The organism is Sphingomonas sp. LR55, from assembly GCF_036856015.1.
Lineage (GTDB): Bacteria > Pseudomonadota > Alphaproteobacteria > Sphingomonadales > Sphingomonadaceae > Sphingomonas.
The window spans coordinates 1,830,932-1,848,409 of record NZ_JASPFO010000001.1 but is presented as its reverse complement, the minus strand read 5'-3'; the positions used below and the strand labels follow the sequence as shown (position 1 = coordinate 1,848,409).

At 65.7% G+C, this 17,478-nt stretch carries 15 protein-coding genes and 4 pseudogenes; 12 read left to right on the top strand and 7 right to left on the bottom strand.

Translation table 11 applies throughout. The features are described from left to right. Positions 1-35: 35 nt before the first annotated feature. The 4 genes from mrdA to QP181_RS08700 all read right to left on the bottom strand — a co-directional run bounded on the left by mrdA (position 36) and on the right by QP181_RS08700 (position 4,654). A complete protein-coding gene (gene mrdA / locus QP181_RS08715) occupies positions 36-2,108 on the bottom strand; it encodes a penicillin-binding protein 2 (RefSeq protein WP_333928280.1) in 2,073 nt (690 codons plus the stop codon). Next, a complete protein-coding gene (gene mreD, locus QP181_RS08710; RefSeq protein ID WP_333928279.1) occupies positions 2,105-2,635 on the bottom strand; it encodes a rod shape-determining protein MreD in 531 nt (176 codons plus the stop codon). Before mreD ends, mrdA begins: the two co-directional genes overlap by 4 nt. Further along, on the bottom strand, positions 2,632-3,504 hold the full coding sequence (locus QP181_RS08705; RefSeq protein ID WP_333928278.1) for a rod shape-determining protein MreC: 873 nt from the start codon (positions 3,502-3,504) through the stop codon (positions 2,632-2,634). The genes mreD and QP181_RS08705 overlap by 4 nt, the downstream gene beginning before the upstream one ends. 106 nt (positions 3,505-3,610) lie before the next feature. Further along, the gene (locus tag QP181_RS08700; RefSeq protein ID WP_055878614.1) at positions 3,611-4,654 is read right to left on the bottom strand and encodes a rod shape-determining protein; all 1,044 of its coding nucleotides are present in this window, start codon (positions 4,652-4,654) and stop codon (positions 3,611-3,613) included. A gap of 151 nt (positions 4,655-4,805) precedes the next feature. Here QP181_RS08700 and mutL point away from each other — a divergent pair, with 151 nt between their 5' ends. Beyond that, the gene (gene mutL / locus QP181_RS08695; protein WP_333928277.1) at positions 4,806-6,611 is read left to right on the top strand and encodes a DNA mismatch repair endonuclease MutL; all 1,806 of its coding nucleotides are present in this window, start codon (positions 4,806-4,808) and stop codon (positions 6,609-6,611) included. Between the two features lie 7 nt (positions 6,612-6,618). Here mutL and QP181_RS08690 read toward each other — a convergent pair whose 3' ends face one another. Both QP181_RS08690 and QP181_RS08685 read right to left on the bottom strand, forming a co-directional pair. Further along, on the bottom strand, positions 6,619-7,044 hold the full coding sequence (locus QP181_RS08690; RefSeq protein WP_333928276.1) for a DUF2442 domain-containing protein: 426 nt from the start codon (positions 7,042-7,044) through the stop codon (positions 6,619-6,621). Continuing rightward, positions 7,028-7,240 carry a DUF4160 domain-containing protein gene (locus QP181_RS08685; protein WP_243693320.1) on the bottom strand — a complete coding sequence of 71 codons (213 nt, stop codon included), beginning with the start codon at positions 7,238-7,240 and terminating at the stop codon, positions 7,028-7,030. Before QP181_RS08685 ends, QP181_RS08690 begins: the two co-directional genes overlap by 17 nt. A 142-nt stretch (positions 7,241-7,382) precedes the next feature. On the opposite strand from QP181_RS08685, the gene QP181_RS08680 reads away from it, so the two are divergent. From QP181_RS08680 to QP181_RS08640, 9 genes and pseudogenes are all read left to right on the top strand, one after another. After that, on the top strand, positions 7,383-7,670 hold the full coding sequence (locus tag QP181_RS08680) for a hypothetical protein (protein WP_333928275.1): 288 nt from the start codon (positions 7,383-7,385) through the stop codon (positions 7,668-7,670). Between the two features lie 154 nt (positions 7,671-7,824). After that, positions 7,825-8,193: a 30S ribosomal protein S13 gene (gene rpsM, locus QP181_RS08675; RefSeq protein WP_056015521.1), complete on the top strand. Its 369-nt coding sequence runs from the start codon at positions 7,825-7,827 to the stop codon at positions 8,191-8,193. Between the two features lie 84 nt (positions 8,194-8,277). Then, a complete protein-coding gene (rpsK, locus tag QP181_RS08670) occupies positions 8,278-8,667 on the top strand; it encodes a 30S ribosomal protein S11 (RefSeq protein WP_031395237.1) in 390 nt (129 codons plus the stop codon). 97 nt (positions 8,668-8,764) lie between these two features. Further along, a complete protein-coding gene (locus tag QP181_RS08665) occupies positions 8,765-9,835 on the top strand; it encodes a DNA-directed RNA polymerase subunit alpha (RefSeq protein WP_031395236.1) in 1,071 nt (356 codons plus the stop codon). A 235-nt stretch (positions 9,836-10,070) separates the two neighbouring features. Next, positions 10,071-10,493, top strand: coding sequence for a 50S ribosomal protein L17 (gene rplQ, locus QP181_RS08660; protein WP_056047937.1), 423 nt, complete (start codon positions 10,071-10,073; stop codon positions 10,491-10,493). A 94-nt stretch (positions 10,494-10,587) separates the two neighbouring features. After that, a complete protein-coding gene (guaA, locus tag QP181_RS08655) occupies positions 10,588-12,144 on the top strand; it encodes a glutamine-hydrolyzing GMP synthase (protein ID WP_333928274.1) in 1,557 nt (518 codons plus the stop codon). Between the two features lie 172 nt (positions 12,145-12,316). Beyond that, entirely contained in the window at positions 12,317-13,150 is an 834-nt protein-coding gene (gene bla / locus QP181_RS08650; RefSeq protein WP_333929599.1) for a subclass B3 metallo-beta-lactamase, read from the top strand. Between the two features lie 5 nt (positions 13,151-13,155). Then, positions 13,156-13,800: pseudogene (locus tag QP181_RS08645) on the top strand (DUF969 domain-containing protein); the annotation flags it as partial. A 15-nt stretch (positions 13,801-13,815) separates the two neighbouring features. After that, positions 13,816-14,756, top strand: a pseudogene (locus QP181_RS08640) (DUF979 domain-containing protein). 4 nt (positions 14,757-14,760) lie between these two features. Here QP181_RS08640 and cysS read toward each other — a convergent pair. After that, positions 14,761-16,186, bottom strand: a pseudogene (gene cysS / locus QP181_RS08635) (cysteine--tRNA ligase). 165 nt (positions 16,187-16,351) lie between these two features. On the opposite strand from cysS, the pseudogene rpsU reads away from it, so the two are divergent. Next, positions 16,352-16,556: pseudogene (gene rpsU / locus QP181_RS08630) on the top strand (30S ribosomal protein S21). Between the two features lie 160 nt (positions 16,557-16,716). Then, positions 16,717-17,295, top strand: a complete 579-nt coding sequence (locus QP181_RS08625; RefSeq protein ID WP_333928273.1) for an FKBP-type peptidyl-prolyl cis-trans isomerase — start codon at positions 16,717-16,719, stop codon at positions 17,293-17,295. The last annotated feature ends 183 nt before the right edge of the window (positions 17,296-17,478 follow it).

Genomic DNA, 17,478 nt, shown 5'->3' with positions numbered 1-17,478 from the left:
CGGCAGCTTGGCGAGCGGTTCGGGGACGATGCGGTTCACGGCTGACGGTCCCTTGAATCATCTTCGGCGACGGTATTGCCGGGCGTGGTGAGGGCTTCCTGCGTCGCGTTGGCCATGTCGGTGGCGTTCTCGACCGCAGGCGCGTCGCTGGGGACAATCGCGTCGGTCTTGGTCGCGATCGCCGCTGGCGGCGCGGATTGTGCCTTGCGATAGGTCTCCGCGGTCGCCGCCATGCGGGTGCGGATGTCGCCGCCCCAAGTCGGTTCGACCTCGGCGAGCGATTTCAGCGCACGCTCGCGGTCGAGCATATAGGTCATGATGTCTCGGCCAATCATCGGCGTGTCGAGATTGCGCACGGTATGGCCGTTATGCTCGAGCACCACGGCGAGCGCATAGCGTGGGTTGTCGGCGGGCGCGAAGCCGATGAACAGCGCGTGGTCGCGCATCTTGAACGGCAGCTGGCCGTTCTTGAGCACGCCCGAGCGTCGCTCGGCCATCGTGATGCGGCGGACCTGCGCGGTGCCGGTCTTGCCCGCGATCGCGACGCCAGGGATCAGTAGCTTGGCCGCGCCGCCGGTGCCGCCCTGGTTGATCACCCCGAACATCGCATCGCGAACGCGCGCGAGATGCTCGGAGTCGATCGCGAGGGCAGGGGAGTCGCGGTGGACGTGGCTGGCGAGGATGCTTGGCTGCAACGCGCGCCCCGAGGCCAGCCGCGCGGCCATCACCGCGAGCTGCAACGGGTTGGCCAGCACATAGCCCTGGCCGATCGACGCGTTGAGGGAATCCGCGACGGTCCAGTCGTGCTTGTATTTCTTCAGCTTCCACGCCGGATCGGGCACCGTGCCGTAGCGCTGCGTCGAGAAGGGCAGGTCGAACTTCTGGCCGAGGCCCAACGTGCGCGCGATTGGCGCGATCGCGTTGTAGCCGACCCGCCGCGCCATCTCGTAGAAATAGATGTCGCAGCTCTGCATGATCGCGTTTTTCAGATCGAGCGGACCGTGGCCACTCTTCTTGTGGCAATGGAACACGCTGGTCCCGAGCCGCATCGCGCCGGAACAGTTCACGCGGGTCATCGGATCGATGCCGGCGTTCATCAGCGCGAGGCCGTTCATCGGCTTGACGGTCGAGCCCGGCGGATACAGCCCCTGCGTGACCTTGTTCATCAGCGGCACGTGATCGTCGTCGCTGAGCATCTGCCATTCGAGATGGCTGATCCCATCCGAAAAGCTGTTCGGATCATAGGCCGGCATCGACACCATCGCGAGCATCTCGCCGGTGCGGGTGTCGAGCACGACGACCGATCCGGAATTGGTGCCGAGGCGCCGCGCGGCATATTCCTGGAGGCCCGCGTCGATCGTCAGCCGCGCGGTCTTGCCGGGGACGTCGGGCTTGGTGGCGAGTTCGGCGACCAGCTTGCCGCGCGCGGTGACCTCGACGCGCTTAGCGCCGGCGACGCCGCGCAGTTCGGGTTCGAGCATCTTTTCGAGCCCGTCCTTGCCGAGCTTGAAGCCAGGGGTGACGAGCAGCGGGTCGCGGGTTTTCTTGTACTGTTCGGCGTTGGGCACGCCGACATAACCGGTCAGGTGCGCGACCGCGGCACCCGCCGGATAGCTGCGCGCAAAGCCGCGGGTGGGCGCGACGCCGGGGAGTTCGGGGAGGCGGACGCTGACTGCTGCGAACCGCTCCCAATCGAGATTCTCCGCGACTTGGACCGGCTGGAACCCGGCGGCGTGCTCCAGGTCGATCGCAATCCGCTCGACTTCCTCGGGCGGCAGCTGGAGGATGCGGCCGAGCAGCGGCAGCACGCGCTCCTTGTCGCGGAGGCGGTCGGGGATGATGTCGACGCGGAAATCGGTGCGGTTGTTGGCGATCGGCACGCCGTGGCGATCGACGATCCAGCCGCGCCGCGGCGGCAACAGCGTCATGTTAACGCGGTTGCTCTCGGACATTGCCGTGTAGCGCTCGTTCTGCGCCACCGACAGCCACGCCATGCGCCCGGCGAGCAGCAGCCCGACGCCGCCTTGCGCCGCGCCCAGCATCCAGGCGCGCCGCGAAAAGCTGTACGCCTGCGACATCTCGGTGACGATCCGCGGGGTATTCCTCATTCGGCGCCGCGCTTGTTCTGGATCGCCGCGACGATGCGCGCCGCGAGCGGGAAGGTGAGGATCGTGACCGCGATCTGCGCGATCAGGATCGTATCGACATGCGCGCCGACGGGCACCGCGATGAAGCGGCCGACGATGATGCACAGCGCGATCAGCCCGCTCGCGATCAGCCAGTCCTGCCAGTGATCGCGGAACGCCAGGCGCTGTTCGATCATGTCGATCGCGACGAACGCCAGCGACCAGAGCAGCACCGAACTACCGAGCGGCTGCCCGCTGACGAGATCATCGAAGAAGCCGAGCGGGGCGGCGGCCCAGGGCCGGAACGCGAACCGAGCGAGCAGCCGCCACGCGAGCAGCACGACCAGCCCGAACGGCGGCAATAGCGGGATCGTGGCGATCACCGGAATGATCGTCACCAGCGATCCCGCCATCACCGTCAGCCACGGGATGATCCGGGCGCGGCTCGCGGGGAGCTTGGTCTCGAACGGCTTGTAATCGACGCTGTCGACGACGCGCGGGCGACTCATTGCTGCGCCACCGGACGGGGCGGCGGTACCGGCATGAACATCCGCTCGACCAGCGCAAAATCGAGCGTGTCGGGATCGGCGAACGCGCGCGCCATCACCGAATCCGAGCCAGCCTTAGTCACCCGCGCCACGGGAACTCCCGGCGCATAGATTCCGCCAGTGCCGGTCGTCACGAACAGGTCACCCGCGTTGAAGCGGACGTTGGTCGCGTTGACCGAGCGGATGTCGATCATCCCATCGCCGCGCCCCGCCGCGATCGCCGGCATGCCGTCGCGGGTGCGGCGGACGGGGACGATGCTGTCGCCGTCGCTCAGCAGCAGCACGCGCGCCGCGTTCGGTCCGGTCTCGACGACGCGCCCGATCAAGCCGTCGGGCCCGCGCACCGGCATGCCCGGCAGCACGCCGTTCCAGCGGCCCGCATTGAGCAGCGCATACCGCCGCCCGCTCGACGCACTCGAACTCACCAGCCGCGCGGTCACCACGGGGTCGGGCGAGCGATCGCGGATCGCCAACAGCGAGCGAAGCCGCCGGTTGTCATACGCGATCGTCCGGGCGCGCATCAGCAGCGCGCGCGTCCGCTCGCGATCGGAGCGCAGCGCGACGTTCTCCTGCTTCACGAAGAAGTAATTGCCGATCGCATCGGGGATGCCCGAGATCGACGAGCCGACCGTGGCGAGCCCGGTCGACACCGGCGTCGTCACCCCTGCAACGCCCATCCGCAGCGCCGAAAACGCAGGCGGATTGAAGACCGACGCGACGAGCAGCACCAGGCCCACCACCGCACCAGCGACGGCGAGCACATAGCCCATGAACACACCATATTGCCGACGCCGGGAAAACCCCGTGCGCCGGTCGCGGGCTGGCGCCATGCGCCTGTCCCCCTGTCTCGGGCGCCGGCGAACCGCGAGGGCCAGATCCCCCGCGACTCGGACGACGCGATTTCGTGTCCGCGTGTCTTAAAGCAAAAACAAACTCTTAGCCGCTCATCAGCACGCCGCGGAACAACGGATCCTCAAGCGCGCGACCGGTGCCGAGCGCGACGCAGGTCAGCGGGTCCTCGGCTACCGTCACTGGCAGACCGGTCTCGTCGCGCAGCACTTCGTCCAGCCCCTGAAGCAACGCGCCGCCGCCGGTGAGCACGATGCCTTGGTCGACGATGTCCGCGGCCAGCTCGGGCGCGGTGTTCTCGAGCGCGACGCGGACGCCCTCGACGATCGTCGCGACCGGCTCGCTCAGCGCCTCGGCGATCTGGCCCTGGTTGATCTGGATCTCTTTCGGCACGCCGTTGACGAGATCGCGGCCCTTGATCTGAATGATCATGCCGATGCCGTCGACCGGCGGCTTGGCGATGCCGACCTCCTTCTTGATCCGCTCCGCGGTCGCTTCGCCGATCAGCAAATTATGGTTGCGGCGAACATAGGAGACGATCGCCTCGTCCATCTTGTCGCCGCCGACGCGCACCGAGGTGGTGTAGGCGAGACCGCGCAGCGACAGCACCGCGACTTCGGTCGTGCCGCCGCCGATGTCGACGACCATCGAACCGATCGGCTCGGTGACCGGCATGTCCGCGCCGATCGCCGCCGCCATCGGCTCCTCGATCAGCCAGACCTGCGACGCGCCCGCGTTCGACGCGGCATCGCGGATCGCGCGGCGCTCGACTTTGGTCGAACCCGACGGCACGCAGATCACGATCTCGGGCCAGCGCGCGAACTTGCGCGGGCCGTGGACCTTCTGGATGAAATACTTGATCATCTGCTCGGCGACGTCGATGTCCGCGATCACGCCGTCGCGCAAAGGCCGGATCGCCTCGATGTTGCCCGGCGTCTTGCCCATCATCATCTTGGCGTCGTCGCCGACCGCCTTGACGCGCTTGATGCCGTTGATCGTCTCGACCGCGACCACCGACGGCTCGTTCAGGACGATGCCGCGGCCACGGACGTAGACGACGGTGTTCGCGGTGCCGAGGTCGATCGCCATGTCGTGCGACATGAACTTGAAGAAACGCGAGTAGAAGGCCATTCAATCAGGGTCCCGTAATCCTGGCCGCCGGACGGGCGGCACATCGCACACATCATCTCGCGTGACCCGCCGGTGATGTCGAGCACCGGGTGCCTGTTTAAATGGCGTTTGCGGGTCGCGGGATGCCGTCGCTTGGTCTAGACGCAAACCCATGTCAATACGGCGTCTCCCCGAGCATCTGGTCAATCGCATCGCCGCCGGTGAAGTGGTGGAAAGACCCGCCAGCGCGTTGAAGGAGTTAGTCGAAAACGCGATCGACGCCGGCGCTGGACGCGTCGCGATTCTCCTTGTCGAAGGCGGCACTTCGCGGATCGAAGTCGCCGACGACGGCTGTGGGATGACCCCTGCGGACATGGCTCTGGCGCTCGAACGCCATGCCACCTCGAAGCTACCCGACGAGTTTATCGAATCGGTCGTGACGTTGGGCTTTCGCGGCGAGGCGTTGCCCTCGATCGCGAGCGTCGCAAGGCTGACGATCGAGAGCCGGATCCGCGGTGCCGAAGGCTGGGCGCGGACGGTCGACAATGGCCGGGTCGATCGCGAAGGCCCTGCCGCGCTCCCGCCCGGTACGCGCGTGGTGGTCGAGGATCTGTTCGCCCGCGTCCCCGCCCGCCGCAAATTCCTCCGATCCCCCCGCGCGGAGTATGCCGCCTGCCTCGACGTCGTCCGCCGGCTCGCAATGGCGCGGCCTGACATCGGCTTCACGCTGGAGCATGACGGCCGCCGCGCGCTGTCGGCGATGCAGGTCGAGGACAGGCCGGGCAGGGTGGCAACGCTCACCGACCGCGCGCTCGCCGACAATTCGGTCGCGATCGATCTCGAACGCGAAGGTCTGGTACTCGGCGGCGTCGCCAGCCTGCCGACCTATAATCGCGGCATCGCCGACCACCAGTATCTGTTCGTCAACGGCCGCCCGGTAAAGGACCGCCTGCTGATGGGCGCGATCCGCGGCGCCTATGCCGAGATGCTCCCGCGCGACCGCCACGCCGTCGTCGCACTGTTCCTCGACATCCCCACCGACCAGGTCGACGTCAACGTCCACCCCGCCAAGACCGAAGTCCGCTTCCGCGACCCCGCGATGGTCAGAGGCCTCATAGTCTCCGGCCTCCGCCGCGCCCTGGACGCAGCCGGCCACCGCAGCCAACGCGCCAGCGAGTCCGCCCTCTCGATGTGGCAACCGGAAAACATCTCCTCTCCCCCGGGGGGAGAGGAAGGGGCCCATCCGCAAATCGGATGGGAAGGTGAGGGCACGCCCCAAAGGCTCCCGCTGGAAAGCCGAAGCTACAGCACCGTAAACGAAGCCCGCCCCACCTTCTTCGCCGCACCCCCGCAGGCGCGCGCCGAACCCGCCTGGACGCCTCCACCTCAAACCGCCGCCTTCCCCATGGGCGTAGCCAGAGGCCAAGTCGCGAAAACCTACATAGTCGCCGAAGCCGAAGACGGCCTCGTCCTCGTCGACCAGCACGCCGCCCACGAACGCCTCGTCCTAGAACGCATGCGCGCAGCCCTGATCGGCGGCACCATAGCGAGCCAGGCCCTGTTGATTCCCGAAGTCGTAGAACTCGACGAATCCGCCTGCGACCGCCTCGAATCCCGCGCCGAGGAACTGTCTGAGTTCGGCCTCGACCTCGAACGCTTCGGCCCCTACGCGATGCTCGTCCGCGCCACCCCAGCCTTGCTCGGCCAAAGCGACCCCAAAGGCCTCGTCACCGACCTGGCTGACGAACTCGCCGCCTTCGACGAAGCCCTATCCCTAAAAGAGCGCCTCGACGCAGTAGCCGGCACGATGGCCTGCCACGGCTCGGTCCGCGCGGGTCGCATATTGTCGGTAACTGAAATGAACGCGCTGCTTCGAGAAATGGAAGTCACCCCGCACTCGGGCCAATGCAACCACGGCCGCCCCACTTGGGTGAAACTGGCGCACGGCGATATCGAGAAGCTCTTCGGGCGGAAGTGACCGGGCTTTACGCGGCCTTGCGGGGGCGTCCGCCCTTCGCGCCATTCGCCCGCGCCGCCGCAGCCTTGGCGGGCGACGTCGTCTGTCCCGCATGACGCGCCAACTCACGCGTCATCCAGTCGCGCGTACCGAAAAGGCTTGATACCAGCGCCGGTACGTAGAGGTCGGCATCGAGCGCAGGCCAATGGAGATTGAACCCGAGGCCGTCGACTTCGACGTGGGCAAGCTGATCGTCGGTCGCACCGCTCAGATCCTGGACGAGCCGAGCCGGAAAGGCATAGGCGCAACCATTGGTCAGATCGATCGTCACGCGTCCGGTCGTGCGATCATAACGGGCTTCTGCCGCCCGCACCGCGGTCGTCATCAACTCCTGCCCGCGCGCTTCCGCCGCGTCGAACTGGGCTTCAAGTTGGGCGTCAGTCTTTTGAACCATGTATCTTCTCCCACTCCGCGAGAAAGTGCGCTTGATGCTCCATCGCCTCCGCCATCAGGCGGCGGATGTCGGCACGTTTGATGCCGATGCTCTGGATCATCTCCGGTCTGCCATCTGCGCTCAGCAGATTGATCTTGGCCTGTCCTGCGCCGGTGATGTGAACATGCGCGGGTTCGTGATCCAGGGTGTAGATCACGAACCGAAAGCCAAGGGCGCGGTGAACTACACCATCACGTCAAATAACCCATCCGATGGGTTTTCACAATGGAGCGGCTATTAGGTGCTTGGACAGTGGTACTTGGAGAGTGATGTGCAAAGGAGTTGCCATAAGGTCAGGCGTGGCATTGGCATTGTCGCGGCATTCCGGGCACAAGGTCGCAAATGGACTCCTCTCCCTATTCGGCCTAGCCGCAGTCTCCTTCACCCTGCTATGCTACGCCAAGGAGGCCGGGACGCACTGGTGGACGCTCGGCTTTGCGTTTGGCTGTGTGCTCGGCTCGATCTACGGCTTCCTCCAGGGTGCTTGGCCGTTCGGGGTGGTCGAGCTGATCTGGACGGTCGTCTCGTTCCGCCGCTGGCTCAAGCTGCGCCAAGCCGTACCGCCCGCCGCGGAACCGCTCGCTTGACACTGCGTTAGCGCGCGCCTATTCGAACTTTCCCCGACACGACGGTTCCGGCGGCGCTTGTTTGCGTTCGTCGCTATCGTGCGTTTCGGTTCATCGCTAAGAGATGGGGTCTGTGCAGCCATGCCGGACCTCGTGGAGCAGGAGAACCAAGTTCATGGCACGTATCGCGGGTGTTAATATCCCGACCAACAAGCGCGTGGTGATCGCGCTGACCTATATTCATGGCATCGGTTCGACCAAGGCCAAGGAAATCGTCGCGAAGCTCGGCATCGCCGACACTGCCCGCGTCCAGGACCTGACCGACCAGGAAGTCCTGCACATCCGCGAGACGATCGACGCCGATCACACCGTCGAGGGCGATCTGCGCCGCCAGACCTCGATGAACATCAAGCGCCTGATGGATCTCGCCTGCTATCGCGGCCTGCGTCATCGCAAGGGCTTGCCCGTACGCGGCCAGCGCACGCATACCAATGCGCGCACCCGCAAGGGCAAGGCCAAGCCGATCGCCGGCAAGAAGAAGTAATCCACTTTTTCAATGGATTACTCCGCCGGCGCTGGTCCCAACGGGCCGCCCGGCGTCACGCAGATACAGGTCAGGAAATACACCATGGCACGCGAACCTCAGCGCATTAAGCGGCGCGAGCGCAAGAACATCACCTCTGGCGTCGCTCACGTGAATGCCAGCTTCAACAACACCATGATCACGATCACCGATGCCCAGGGCAACGCGATCTCGTGGTCGTCGGCCGGCGCAATGGGCTTCAAGGGCTCGCGCAAGTCGACTCCGTACGCGGCCCAGGTCGCAGCGGAAGACGCCGGCAAGAAGGCCGCCGAGCACGGCGTCCGGACTATCGAAGTCGAGGTCAAGGGCCCCGGCTCGGGTCGCGAATCGGCACTGCGCGCGCTTCAGGCAGTCGGTTTCCAGATCACGTCGATCCGCGACGTGACCTCGATCCCGCACAACGGCGTGCGCCCTTCGAAGCGTCGTCGCGTCTGATTCTCCGCCTCCCGTGCGCGGTTGATCGCGCCGCACGGGTGTATTTTATTGGTCGGCGGACACACCCGTTCGCCGGCCCCCAAATTAGGGGAAGCATGTGTCTGTCAACGCAAAGAACTGGCAGGAACTCAAGAAGCCCAGCGGCCTGGAGAAAAAGGCCGGTGGCGACACCAAGCGCAAGGCGACCTTCATCGCCGAGCCGCTCGAGCGTGGCTTCGGCCTGACGCTCGGCAACGCGCTGCGTCGCGTGTTGCTCTCGTCGCTGCAGGGCGCGGCCGTCACCTCGATCAAGATCGAGAACGTGCTGCATGAGTTCTCGTCTCTGGCCGGCGTCCGCGAGGACGTGACCGACATCGTCCTCAACGTGAAGCAGATCGCGATCCGCATGCAGGGCGAGGGGCCCAAGCGCCTCCAGCTCTCGGCAACGGGTCCGGGTGAAGTCAAGGCCGGCGACATCGCCGTCTCGGGCGACATCGAGATCATGAACAAGGATCTCGTGATCTGCCACCTCGATGAGGGTGCGACGCTCAACATGGAGCTGACCGCCGATATCGGTAAGGGTTACGTGCCCGCGACCGCAAACCGCCCGGCCGACGCGCCGATCGGTCTGATCCCGGTCGATGCGCTGTACTCGCCGGTACGTCAGGTTTCGTACAAGGTCGACCCGACCCGCGTCGGTCAGGACCTGGATTACGACAAGCTGACGCTGACGATCGAAACCGACGGCACGATCACCCCGGAAGACGCTGTGGGTTACGCAGGGCGCATCCTCCAGGACCAACTCGCGCTGTTCGTCCACTTCGACGATTCGTCGGTCACGCGCTCGTCGGCCCCGATCGGCCAGGCAGCCCCTGCTGCCGGTGGTGCGGAGCCAGCAGGCGACACGCAGCAGATCAACCGTTACCTTCTCAAGAAGGTCGACGAGTTGGAGCTGTCGGTGCGTTCGGCGAACTGCCTCAAGAACGACAACATCATCTACATCGGCGATCTGGTCGGCAAGACCGAAGCCGAGATGCTGCGTACGCCTAACTTCGGCCGCAAGTCCTTGAACGAGATCAAGGAAGTGCTGTCGTCGATGGGTCTTCGCCTGGGTATGGAAATCCCCGGCTGGCCACCTGAGAACATCGAAGAGATGGCCAAGAAGCTCGAGCAGGAAATAATGGGCTAAGCGCTTCCGGACCCCATGCCGTCACCCCAGCGAAAGCTGGGGTATCGCGGTTCGGGTCCGGTCCGTTCCTCATGGAGATCCCAGCGTTCGCTGGGATGACGGTGAGGCTGAGGAAGCGTCCTAGGCGTAACCTTATCCTAACCTTCTTTTACGAAAGGCGATCGGTCGCGGCCTTAACGGCGACCAGCTCCCGGGTACCTCATACGGCCCCTGAACGAACGAAAAGGTATTAAACATGCGCCATCGCGTAGGCGGCCGTAAGCTTCAGCGGACCTCGGCCCACCGTCTTGCTCTGTTCCGCAACATGAGCGCCGCGCTCATCAAGCATGAGCAGATCACCACCACCGTCGCCAAGGCGAAGGAACTGCGTCCTTACGTCGAAAAGCTGATCACGCTCGCGAAGAAGGGTGGCCTGTCCAACCGTCGTCTCGCGCACGGCAAGCTGCTCGACGATGCGCAGCTGATCAAGTTGTTCGACACGCTCGCGACCCGTTACGCAGATCGCAACGGCGGTTACACCCGCGTCATCAAGGCCGGTATCCGCATGTCGGACGCCTCGCCTATGGCCGTCATCGAGTTCGTCGACCGCGACGTCTCGGCAAAGGGCCAGGATTCGGGTCCGGTGATGTCCGACGAGGATTACAACGAAGCGGCATAATTCCCGCCTAGTAGTATTCGAATTGCAGGCCGCGTTTCCCATCCGGGAAGCGCGGCCTCTTTCGTTACGGGCCCCATCCGGCTATGCGCCCGACATGGAGCACCCAGACAGCATTCTCATCGTCGATTTCGGCAGCCAGGTAACCCAGCTGATCGCCCGCCGCGTGCGCGAGGCCGGCGTCTATAGCGAGATCGCCCCCTTCCAGTCCGCCGAGGCCGCGTTCGACCGGATGCAGCCCAAGGGCATCATCCTCTCCGGCGGCCCTGCCTCGGTCACCGCCGAGAATTCCCCGCGCGTGCCGCAGCGCTTCTTCGAGGCGGGCATCCCGATCCTCGGCATCTGCTACGGCCAGCAGGTCATGTCCGCACAGCTCGGCGGCAACGTGATCGTCTCGGGCGACGGTGGCGAGTTCGGCAGCGCGTTCATTGAGGTCAAGTCCAACTGCGCGCTGTTCGACGGCCTCTGGGCCGAGGGCGAGCGCCACCAGGTCTGGATGAGCCACGGCGACAAGGTCGACGCGATCCCGCCCGGCTTCACCCCCGTCGCCACCTCGACCGGCGCGCCCTACGCGATCGTGGCCGACGAGGCGCGACGCTTCTACGGCGTCCAGTTCCACCCCGAGGTCGTCCACACCCCCGATGGTGGCAAGCTGATCGCCAACTTCGCGCGCCACGTCTGCGGGCTCAGCGGCGACTGGACGATGGCCGAGTTCCGCGAGACCAAGATCGCCGAGATCCGCGCGCAGGTCGGCAAGGGCCGCGTCATCTGCGGCCTGTCGGGCGGCGTCGACTCCGCAGTCGCGGCGGTGTTGATCCACGAGGCGATCGGCGAGCAACTCACCTGCGTCTATGTCGACCACGGCCTGATGCGCGCGGGCGAGAGCGAGCAGGTCGTCAGCCTGTTCCGCGGCGCCTACAACATCCCGCTGATCCACGTGAACGTCGAGGAGCTGTTCCTGAGCGGCCTCGCCGGGATCACCGACCCCGAGCTGAAGCGCAAGTTCATCGGCAAGACCTTCATCGACGTGTTCGACACCGAGGCGAAGAAGCTCGGTGGCGCGGAATTCCTCGCGCAGGGCACGCTGTATCCCGACGTGATCGAGAGCGTCAGCTTCACCGGCGGCCCGTCGGTGACAATCAAGAGCCACCACAATGTCGGTGGCCTGCCCGAGCGCATGAACATGAAGCTCGTCGAGCCGTTGCGCGAACTGTTCAAGGACGAGGTCCGCGTGCTCGGCCGCGAACTCGGGCTTCCCGAGATCTTCGTCGGCCGCCACCCGTTTCCCGGACCGGGCCTCGCAATCCGCATCCCCGGCGAGGTCACCAAGGAACGCTGCGACATCCTGCGCAAGGCCGACGCGATCTATCTCGAGGAGATCCGCGCGGCGGGTCTCTACGACACGATCTGGCAGGCGTTCGCGGTACTGCTCCCGGTCCGCAGCGTTGGCGTGATGGGCGACGGCCGCACCTATGACAACGTGCTCGCTCTCCGCGCGGTAACCTCGACCGATGGCATGACCGCACAGGCGTTCCAGTTCCCCGGCGACTTCCTGCCGCGCGTTGCGACCCGGATCATCAACGAGGTCAAGGGCATCAACCGCGTGACCTACGACTACACCTCGAAGCCGCCCGGCACGATCGAGTGGGAATAAGCTAGACGGGCGTTTTAACGATCCTCCCCCGCAAGGGGAGGTGTCTGGCTCTTGCCAGACGGAGGGGGAGGATAAGATGCAGAGGTTGCCGCTGACCGCCCCCTCCGTCAGGCTACGCCTGCCACCTCCCCCTGGCGGGGGAGGATTGCTGAGCTTCCACGCGCGGTCGTTGGTGGGCGCTCTAGCGATCGTCGCCACCGCCCCACTGCTGCTAGGCGCGGCCGACCCACCAGCCTGGACCCGGCCGCAAGCCCCGTTCCCAATCGCCGGCCCGATCATTTATGTCGGCAGCGAAGGTATCGCCGCCTACCTCATCAAGACCAGCGCCGGCGCGATCCTGATCGACGGTACGCTTGCTGAGAATGCAGGCATGATCGGGCGCAATATCGAAAAGACCGGCGTGCGGCTTCACGACGTAAAGCTAATCCTCGTGACCCACGCGCATTTCGATCACGCCGCGGGCGTCGCCGCGCTCAAACGGGCGACCGGCGCGCGCGTGGTCGCCGGCGCCGGCGACGTCCGCGCGCTCGAAACCGGCATACCGCCGGGTGAAACCAACTACGGCGTCATCCGCTTCCCGAAGGTGCACGTCGACCGCGGCATACGCGATGGCGAAACGGTGACGCTCGGCACCACCACATTGACCGCACGCGCCACACCCGGTCACACGCCCGGCTGCACAACCTGGACGATGCGGATCCCCGCAAGGCCGCGCCTGCTCGACGTCGTCTTCCCGTGCAGCGTCAGCGTCGCCGGCAACCGCCTGGTCGGCAACCGCGCCTATCCCGGCATCGTCGCCGACTATCGCCGCAGCATCGCGATGCTCGGCACGTTGCATGCCGATATCGTCCTGCCCTCGCACCCAGAACTCACCGACGTAATCGGCAGGGGTAAACGCCGTCAGGCTGGCGATACGACCGCGTTCGTCGACCCCAATCTGCTCCCGAAGATCGTCGCGAAGGCCAAGACCGCGTTCGCCGCCGATCTCGCCAAGCAGGCGCGCTAGACGGCATGCTGGTCCTGTGCGGCATCGCGGTGATCGTCGCCGGCTTCCTGCTCCGGTTCAATCCGCTGCTGGTAGTTGCTGTCTCCGCGCTCGTTACCGGTCTTGCCGCCGGGATAGCGCCACTCGCGATTCTCGCCGCGTTCGGGAAGGCGTTCAACGAGAACCGCTACGTCACCGTGATCTACATCGTCCTGCCGGTCATCGGGCTGCTCGAACGCCACGGCCTGCAGGAGCGTGCCCGGCTCGCCATCGCCAAGCTCAGGGGCGCAACGGTCGGGCGACTGCTGATCGGTTACCTGCTGTTCCGCCAGCTTACGGCAGCCCTCGGCCTGACTTCGATCGCCGGCCCCGCACAAAGCGTCCGGCCGCTGGTCGCGCCGATGGCCGAAGCCGCCGCCGAAGCGCAGGGCGTCGAGCCCGGCGGCGACCGCATCCCCGCCATGGCCGCCGCGACCGACAATATCGGGCTCTTCTTCGGCGAGGATATCTTCATCGCGATCGGCTCGATCCTGCTGATGAAGGGCGTGCTGGAGGGCTACGGCATCGTCATCCAGCCGCTCCACCTCTCGATGTGGGCGATCCCGACCGCGATCGCCGCGTTCGTGATCCACGGCTTCCGCCTCTGGCTGCTCGATCGCAGACTGGCGCGCGCCGCGATCCGCGAAGTGATCGGCACCGGCTTTATCTACGGCGTCGCGGGCCTGATGTTCGCAGCCTTCGCGATACTGAGCGCGACCGATCGCACCAACCCAAAGCGCTTCGGTAACGCGGCGTTCTACGCGGTGCTGGCGATCAGCTTTCTGATCGGCGGAAAGCTCGGCGATGTCGGCAACGGCGTTCTCGTCCTGGCTCTGGTCGCGATCGCGGGGTCGGGCGCGATGGGGCGGGGCGGGCGTGCCACCACCACGCTCGACGAGCGGCGCGCCAAAGCCGAAAGGCTCGGCAACCGGATATTCCTGCCCGCGCTGATCATCCCCGCCGCGGCACTCGGCGGCACCGTCCTCTTCCGCGCAGTCCCGAGCCTCGTCGATCCCAAGCAGGCGACGCTTGTCGCGCTCACCTGTGGTGTCCTGATAGCGCTGGTCGCGATGCAACTCTGGTTCCGCCCCCGTATCGCAACACCCTCGCGGAAGGCGTCAGGCTGATGGACGCGATCGGTTGGGCCGCCGTGCTCCCGCAGATGCTGGCGAGTCTCGGCGCCGTCTTCGCACTGGCCGGCGTCGGCGACGTGGTCGGCGGTCTGGCCGGCCACGCGATCCCCGAGGGCAGCCTGATCGGCGCAGTGCTCGCCTATACGCTCGGCATGGCGCTGTTCACGATGATCATGGGCAACGCGTTCGCCGCGTTCCCGGTGATGGCCGCGGCGATCGGCATCCCGCTGCTCGTGCGCCATTACGGCGGCGATCCCGCGGTGGTCGCCGCGATCGGTATGCTTAGCGGGTTCTGCGGCACGCTGATGACGCCGATGGCGGCCAACTTCAATCTCGTCCCCGCCGCGCTGCTCGAGTTGAAGGACAAGAACGCCGTCATCCGCGCGCAGATACCGACCGCCTTACCCCTGCTCGCGGTCAACATCGGCCTGCTATACTGGCTCGGCTTCCGCTGAGCCTCTAGCCGAGCTTCCAGTCCCAGCCGAGCGGGTCGCCGTCCATGACCTCGACGCCCGCCGCCGCCAGTTCGTCGCGGATCGCATCGGATCGCGGAAAATCCTTCGCCACGCGCGTCCCGCCGCTCCTCGAGCCGGGCGTAGATCGTCGCCTCGTCCAGCTTCGCGTCGGCCGGGCGGATACGCAGATCCTCGCGGCGGATCGTCGCGAGGTCGAGCCCCAGCACCGCGTCGAAATCGATCAGCGCGTCCAGCCGATCCGCCGGCGCGACCCGCTTGTCGCCGAGCATCTCGTCAAGGATCGGCAACGCGCGCGGCGTCGAGAGATCGTCCGACACCGCGGCATCGAGTCGATCGCGATAGGCGAGGGCGCTCCCCGAGGGTCCACCCGGCGGTCGCTGGCGCAAGGCATCGACGGTAATCGCCAGCCGCTTCAGCCGCGTCTGCGCTGCGGCGAGGTTCTCCCACGAGAACTCAAGCTCGCTGCGATACTGCGCCTGAAGGCACATCAGACGGTAGGCGAGCGGGTGGAAACCGCGATCGATCAGCAACTGCAGCGTGGTGAACGCGCCGCCCGATTTCGACATCTTGCCCGACCGCTCGACCAGGAAGTTGTTGTGCATCCACAGCGTCGCGCCGGTATCGCCGCACTCGCAATGCGCCTGGTTCTGCGCGATCTCGTTCGGGTGGTGGATCTCGCGGTGATCGATCCCGCCGGTGTGGATGTCGAACGTCGCGCCGAGATATTTCTTGCTCATCACCGAGCATTCGAGATGCCAGCCCGGTGCGCCGCGCCCCCAGGGCGAGTCCCACTCCATCTGACGGTTCTCGCCCGGTGCCGATGTCCGCCAAATCGCGAAATCCTGCGGGTTGCGCTTGCCCGCGACCGGATCGATCCGGCTCTCGCCCGCGTCGTCCTGCGACCGCGCGAGGCGGCCATAATCGGGCACCGTCGTCGTATCGAAGTACAGGCCGTCGGGCAGGACGTAGCAGTGGCGCTCGGCGATTGCCTCGGCGAACGCGATCATCTCGGCGATGTGATCGGTGGCGAGCGGGAATTTGCTGGGCTCGCGGATGTTCAGGTCGACGAGGTTCTGCTTGAACGCATCGGTATAGTGCTTTGCGATCGCCCAGATATCCTGGCCGCTCGCACGCGCTGCCGCCTCCATCTTGTCGTCGCCGGCGTCGGCATCCGACGTCAGATGCCCGACATCGGTGATGTTGATGATGTGGGTGAGCGGATAGCCCTTCCACGTCAGCACGCGGCTCAGCGTGTCGGTGAACACGTACGCGCGCAAATTGCCGATATGTGCGTAGTTGTAGACCGTCGGCCCGCATGAATAGATGCCGACATTGGTCGGATCGATCGGCCGGAACGTCTCGATCGCGCGCGAGAGACTGTTATAGAGCGTAAGGGGAATTCGGGTCATGCGCCGCTCCTAGCGCCACGGTACGGGTCTCGCAAACGACGCGATTCAACGGGGGGCGGGTGCACAGGCTTGAAACCTCGGGCAGGCGCTGGTAGGGGCCACGGTTCATGCGGCGCGGACCTGTTCGCGACGGCTAAATATATTCGACCGGAGCTAAACGGGTTTATGCAGATCATCGTACGCGACAACAACGTCGACCAGGCCCTTCGCGCGCTTAAGAAGAAGCTGCAGCGCGAAGGCGTGTATCGCGAGATGAAGTTGCGCCGTCACTACGAGAAGCCGTCCGAGAAGCGCGCGCGAGCGTGCAGCAGCGATCCGTCGCTCGCGCAAGCTCGACCGCAAGCGCGCCGAGCGTGACGGCGCACGGTAAGCGTTGATCGGTCCCGCGGATCGATCGCTATCGTGCGATCGGGTGCGGGATCATGATGTTCGGGGTTGCGATCGTAGCAACCCCGTGATGATTTAGTCGCAAGACTTTACAACGGCACGCGCGGCGCTCCGGCGTGACCAGATGACCGGGGCTAGATCCGATGTCGACCGTCACCGCCGTGCCGCTGCAGCCGACCAAGCGCAGCTATCTTGTCTATCTTTGGGTTGGGATCGCGCTCGCGTTGATCGCGGCTGTCGCGCTTGCGCGGCAGGGTGATGATCCGCTGGCGCGCAACGCCCGTGCCCGCGGCGTCGTGGTGACGGCATCGGGTCTTCAGTACAAGGTGCTGGCGCCGGGTAAGACTGGCGCTGCGAAGCCGACCGATGCGGACGTTGCGCTCGTCAATTACGAGGGCAAGCTGCTCAACGGCACGACCTTCGACAAGTCGCAGCAGCCGACGCCGATGCCCGTTACCGGCGTTGTCCCTGGCTTTTCGGAAGCGCTCAAGCTGATGCCGAAGGGCGCGAAGTATCGCTTCTGGATGAAGCCGTCGCTTGGCTATGGCGACAAGGCGACCGGGCCGATCCCGGCGAACTCGACGCTCGTATTCGACGTCGAAATGCTCGACTTCCTCCCGCAGAGCGTCGTCCAGCAGATGCAGGCGCAGGCCCAGATGCAGCAGCGCGGCATGCCGGGCGGCGCCCCGGGTGCTCCCGGTGCGGTCCCTGTCCAGCCCTGATTTCGGCTAGGCTGGCAGGGAGTCGTTGCGCCGTTCGGTCGGCGCGCGACCCGTCGGCCTTGAAATTGCCTGATGTAGAGCTTGTCGGGTTTCATCCTCGGTGAGGTCTTGATGAAGATCAGTACGGGTCCCGATCTGTTCTTCTAGGTTCGACCACGGTACGAGGTCGCGCGAAGAGGGGAC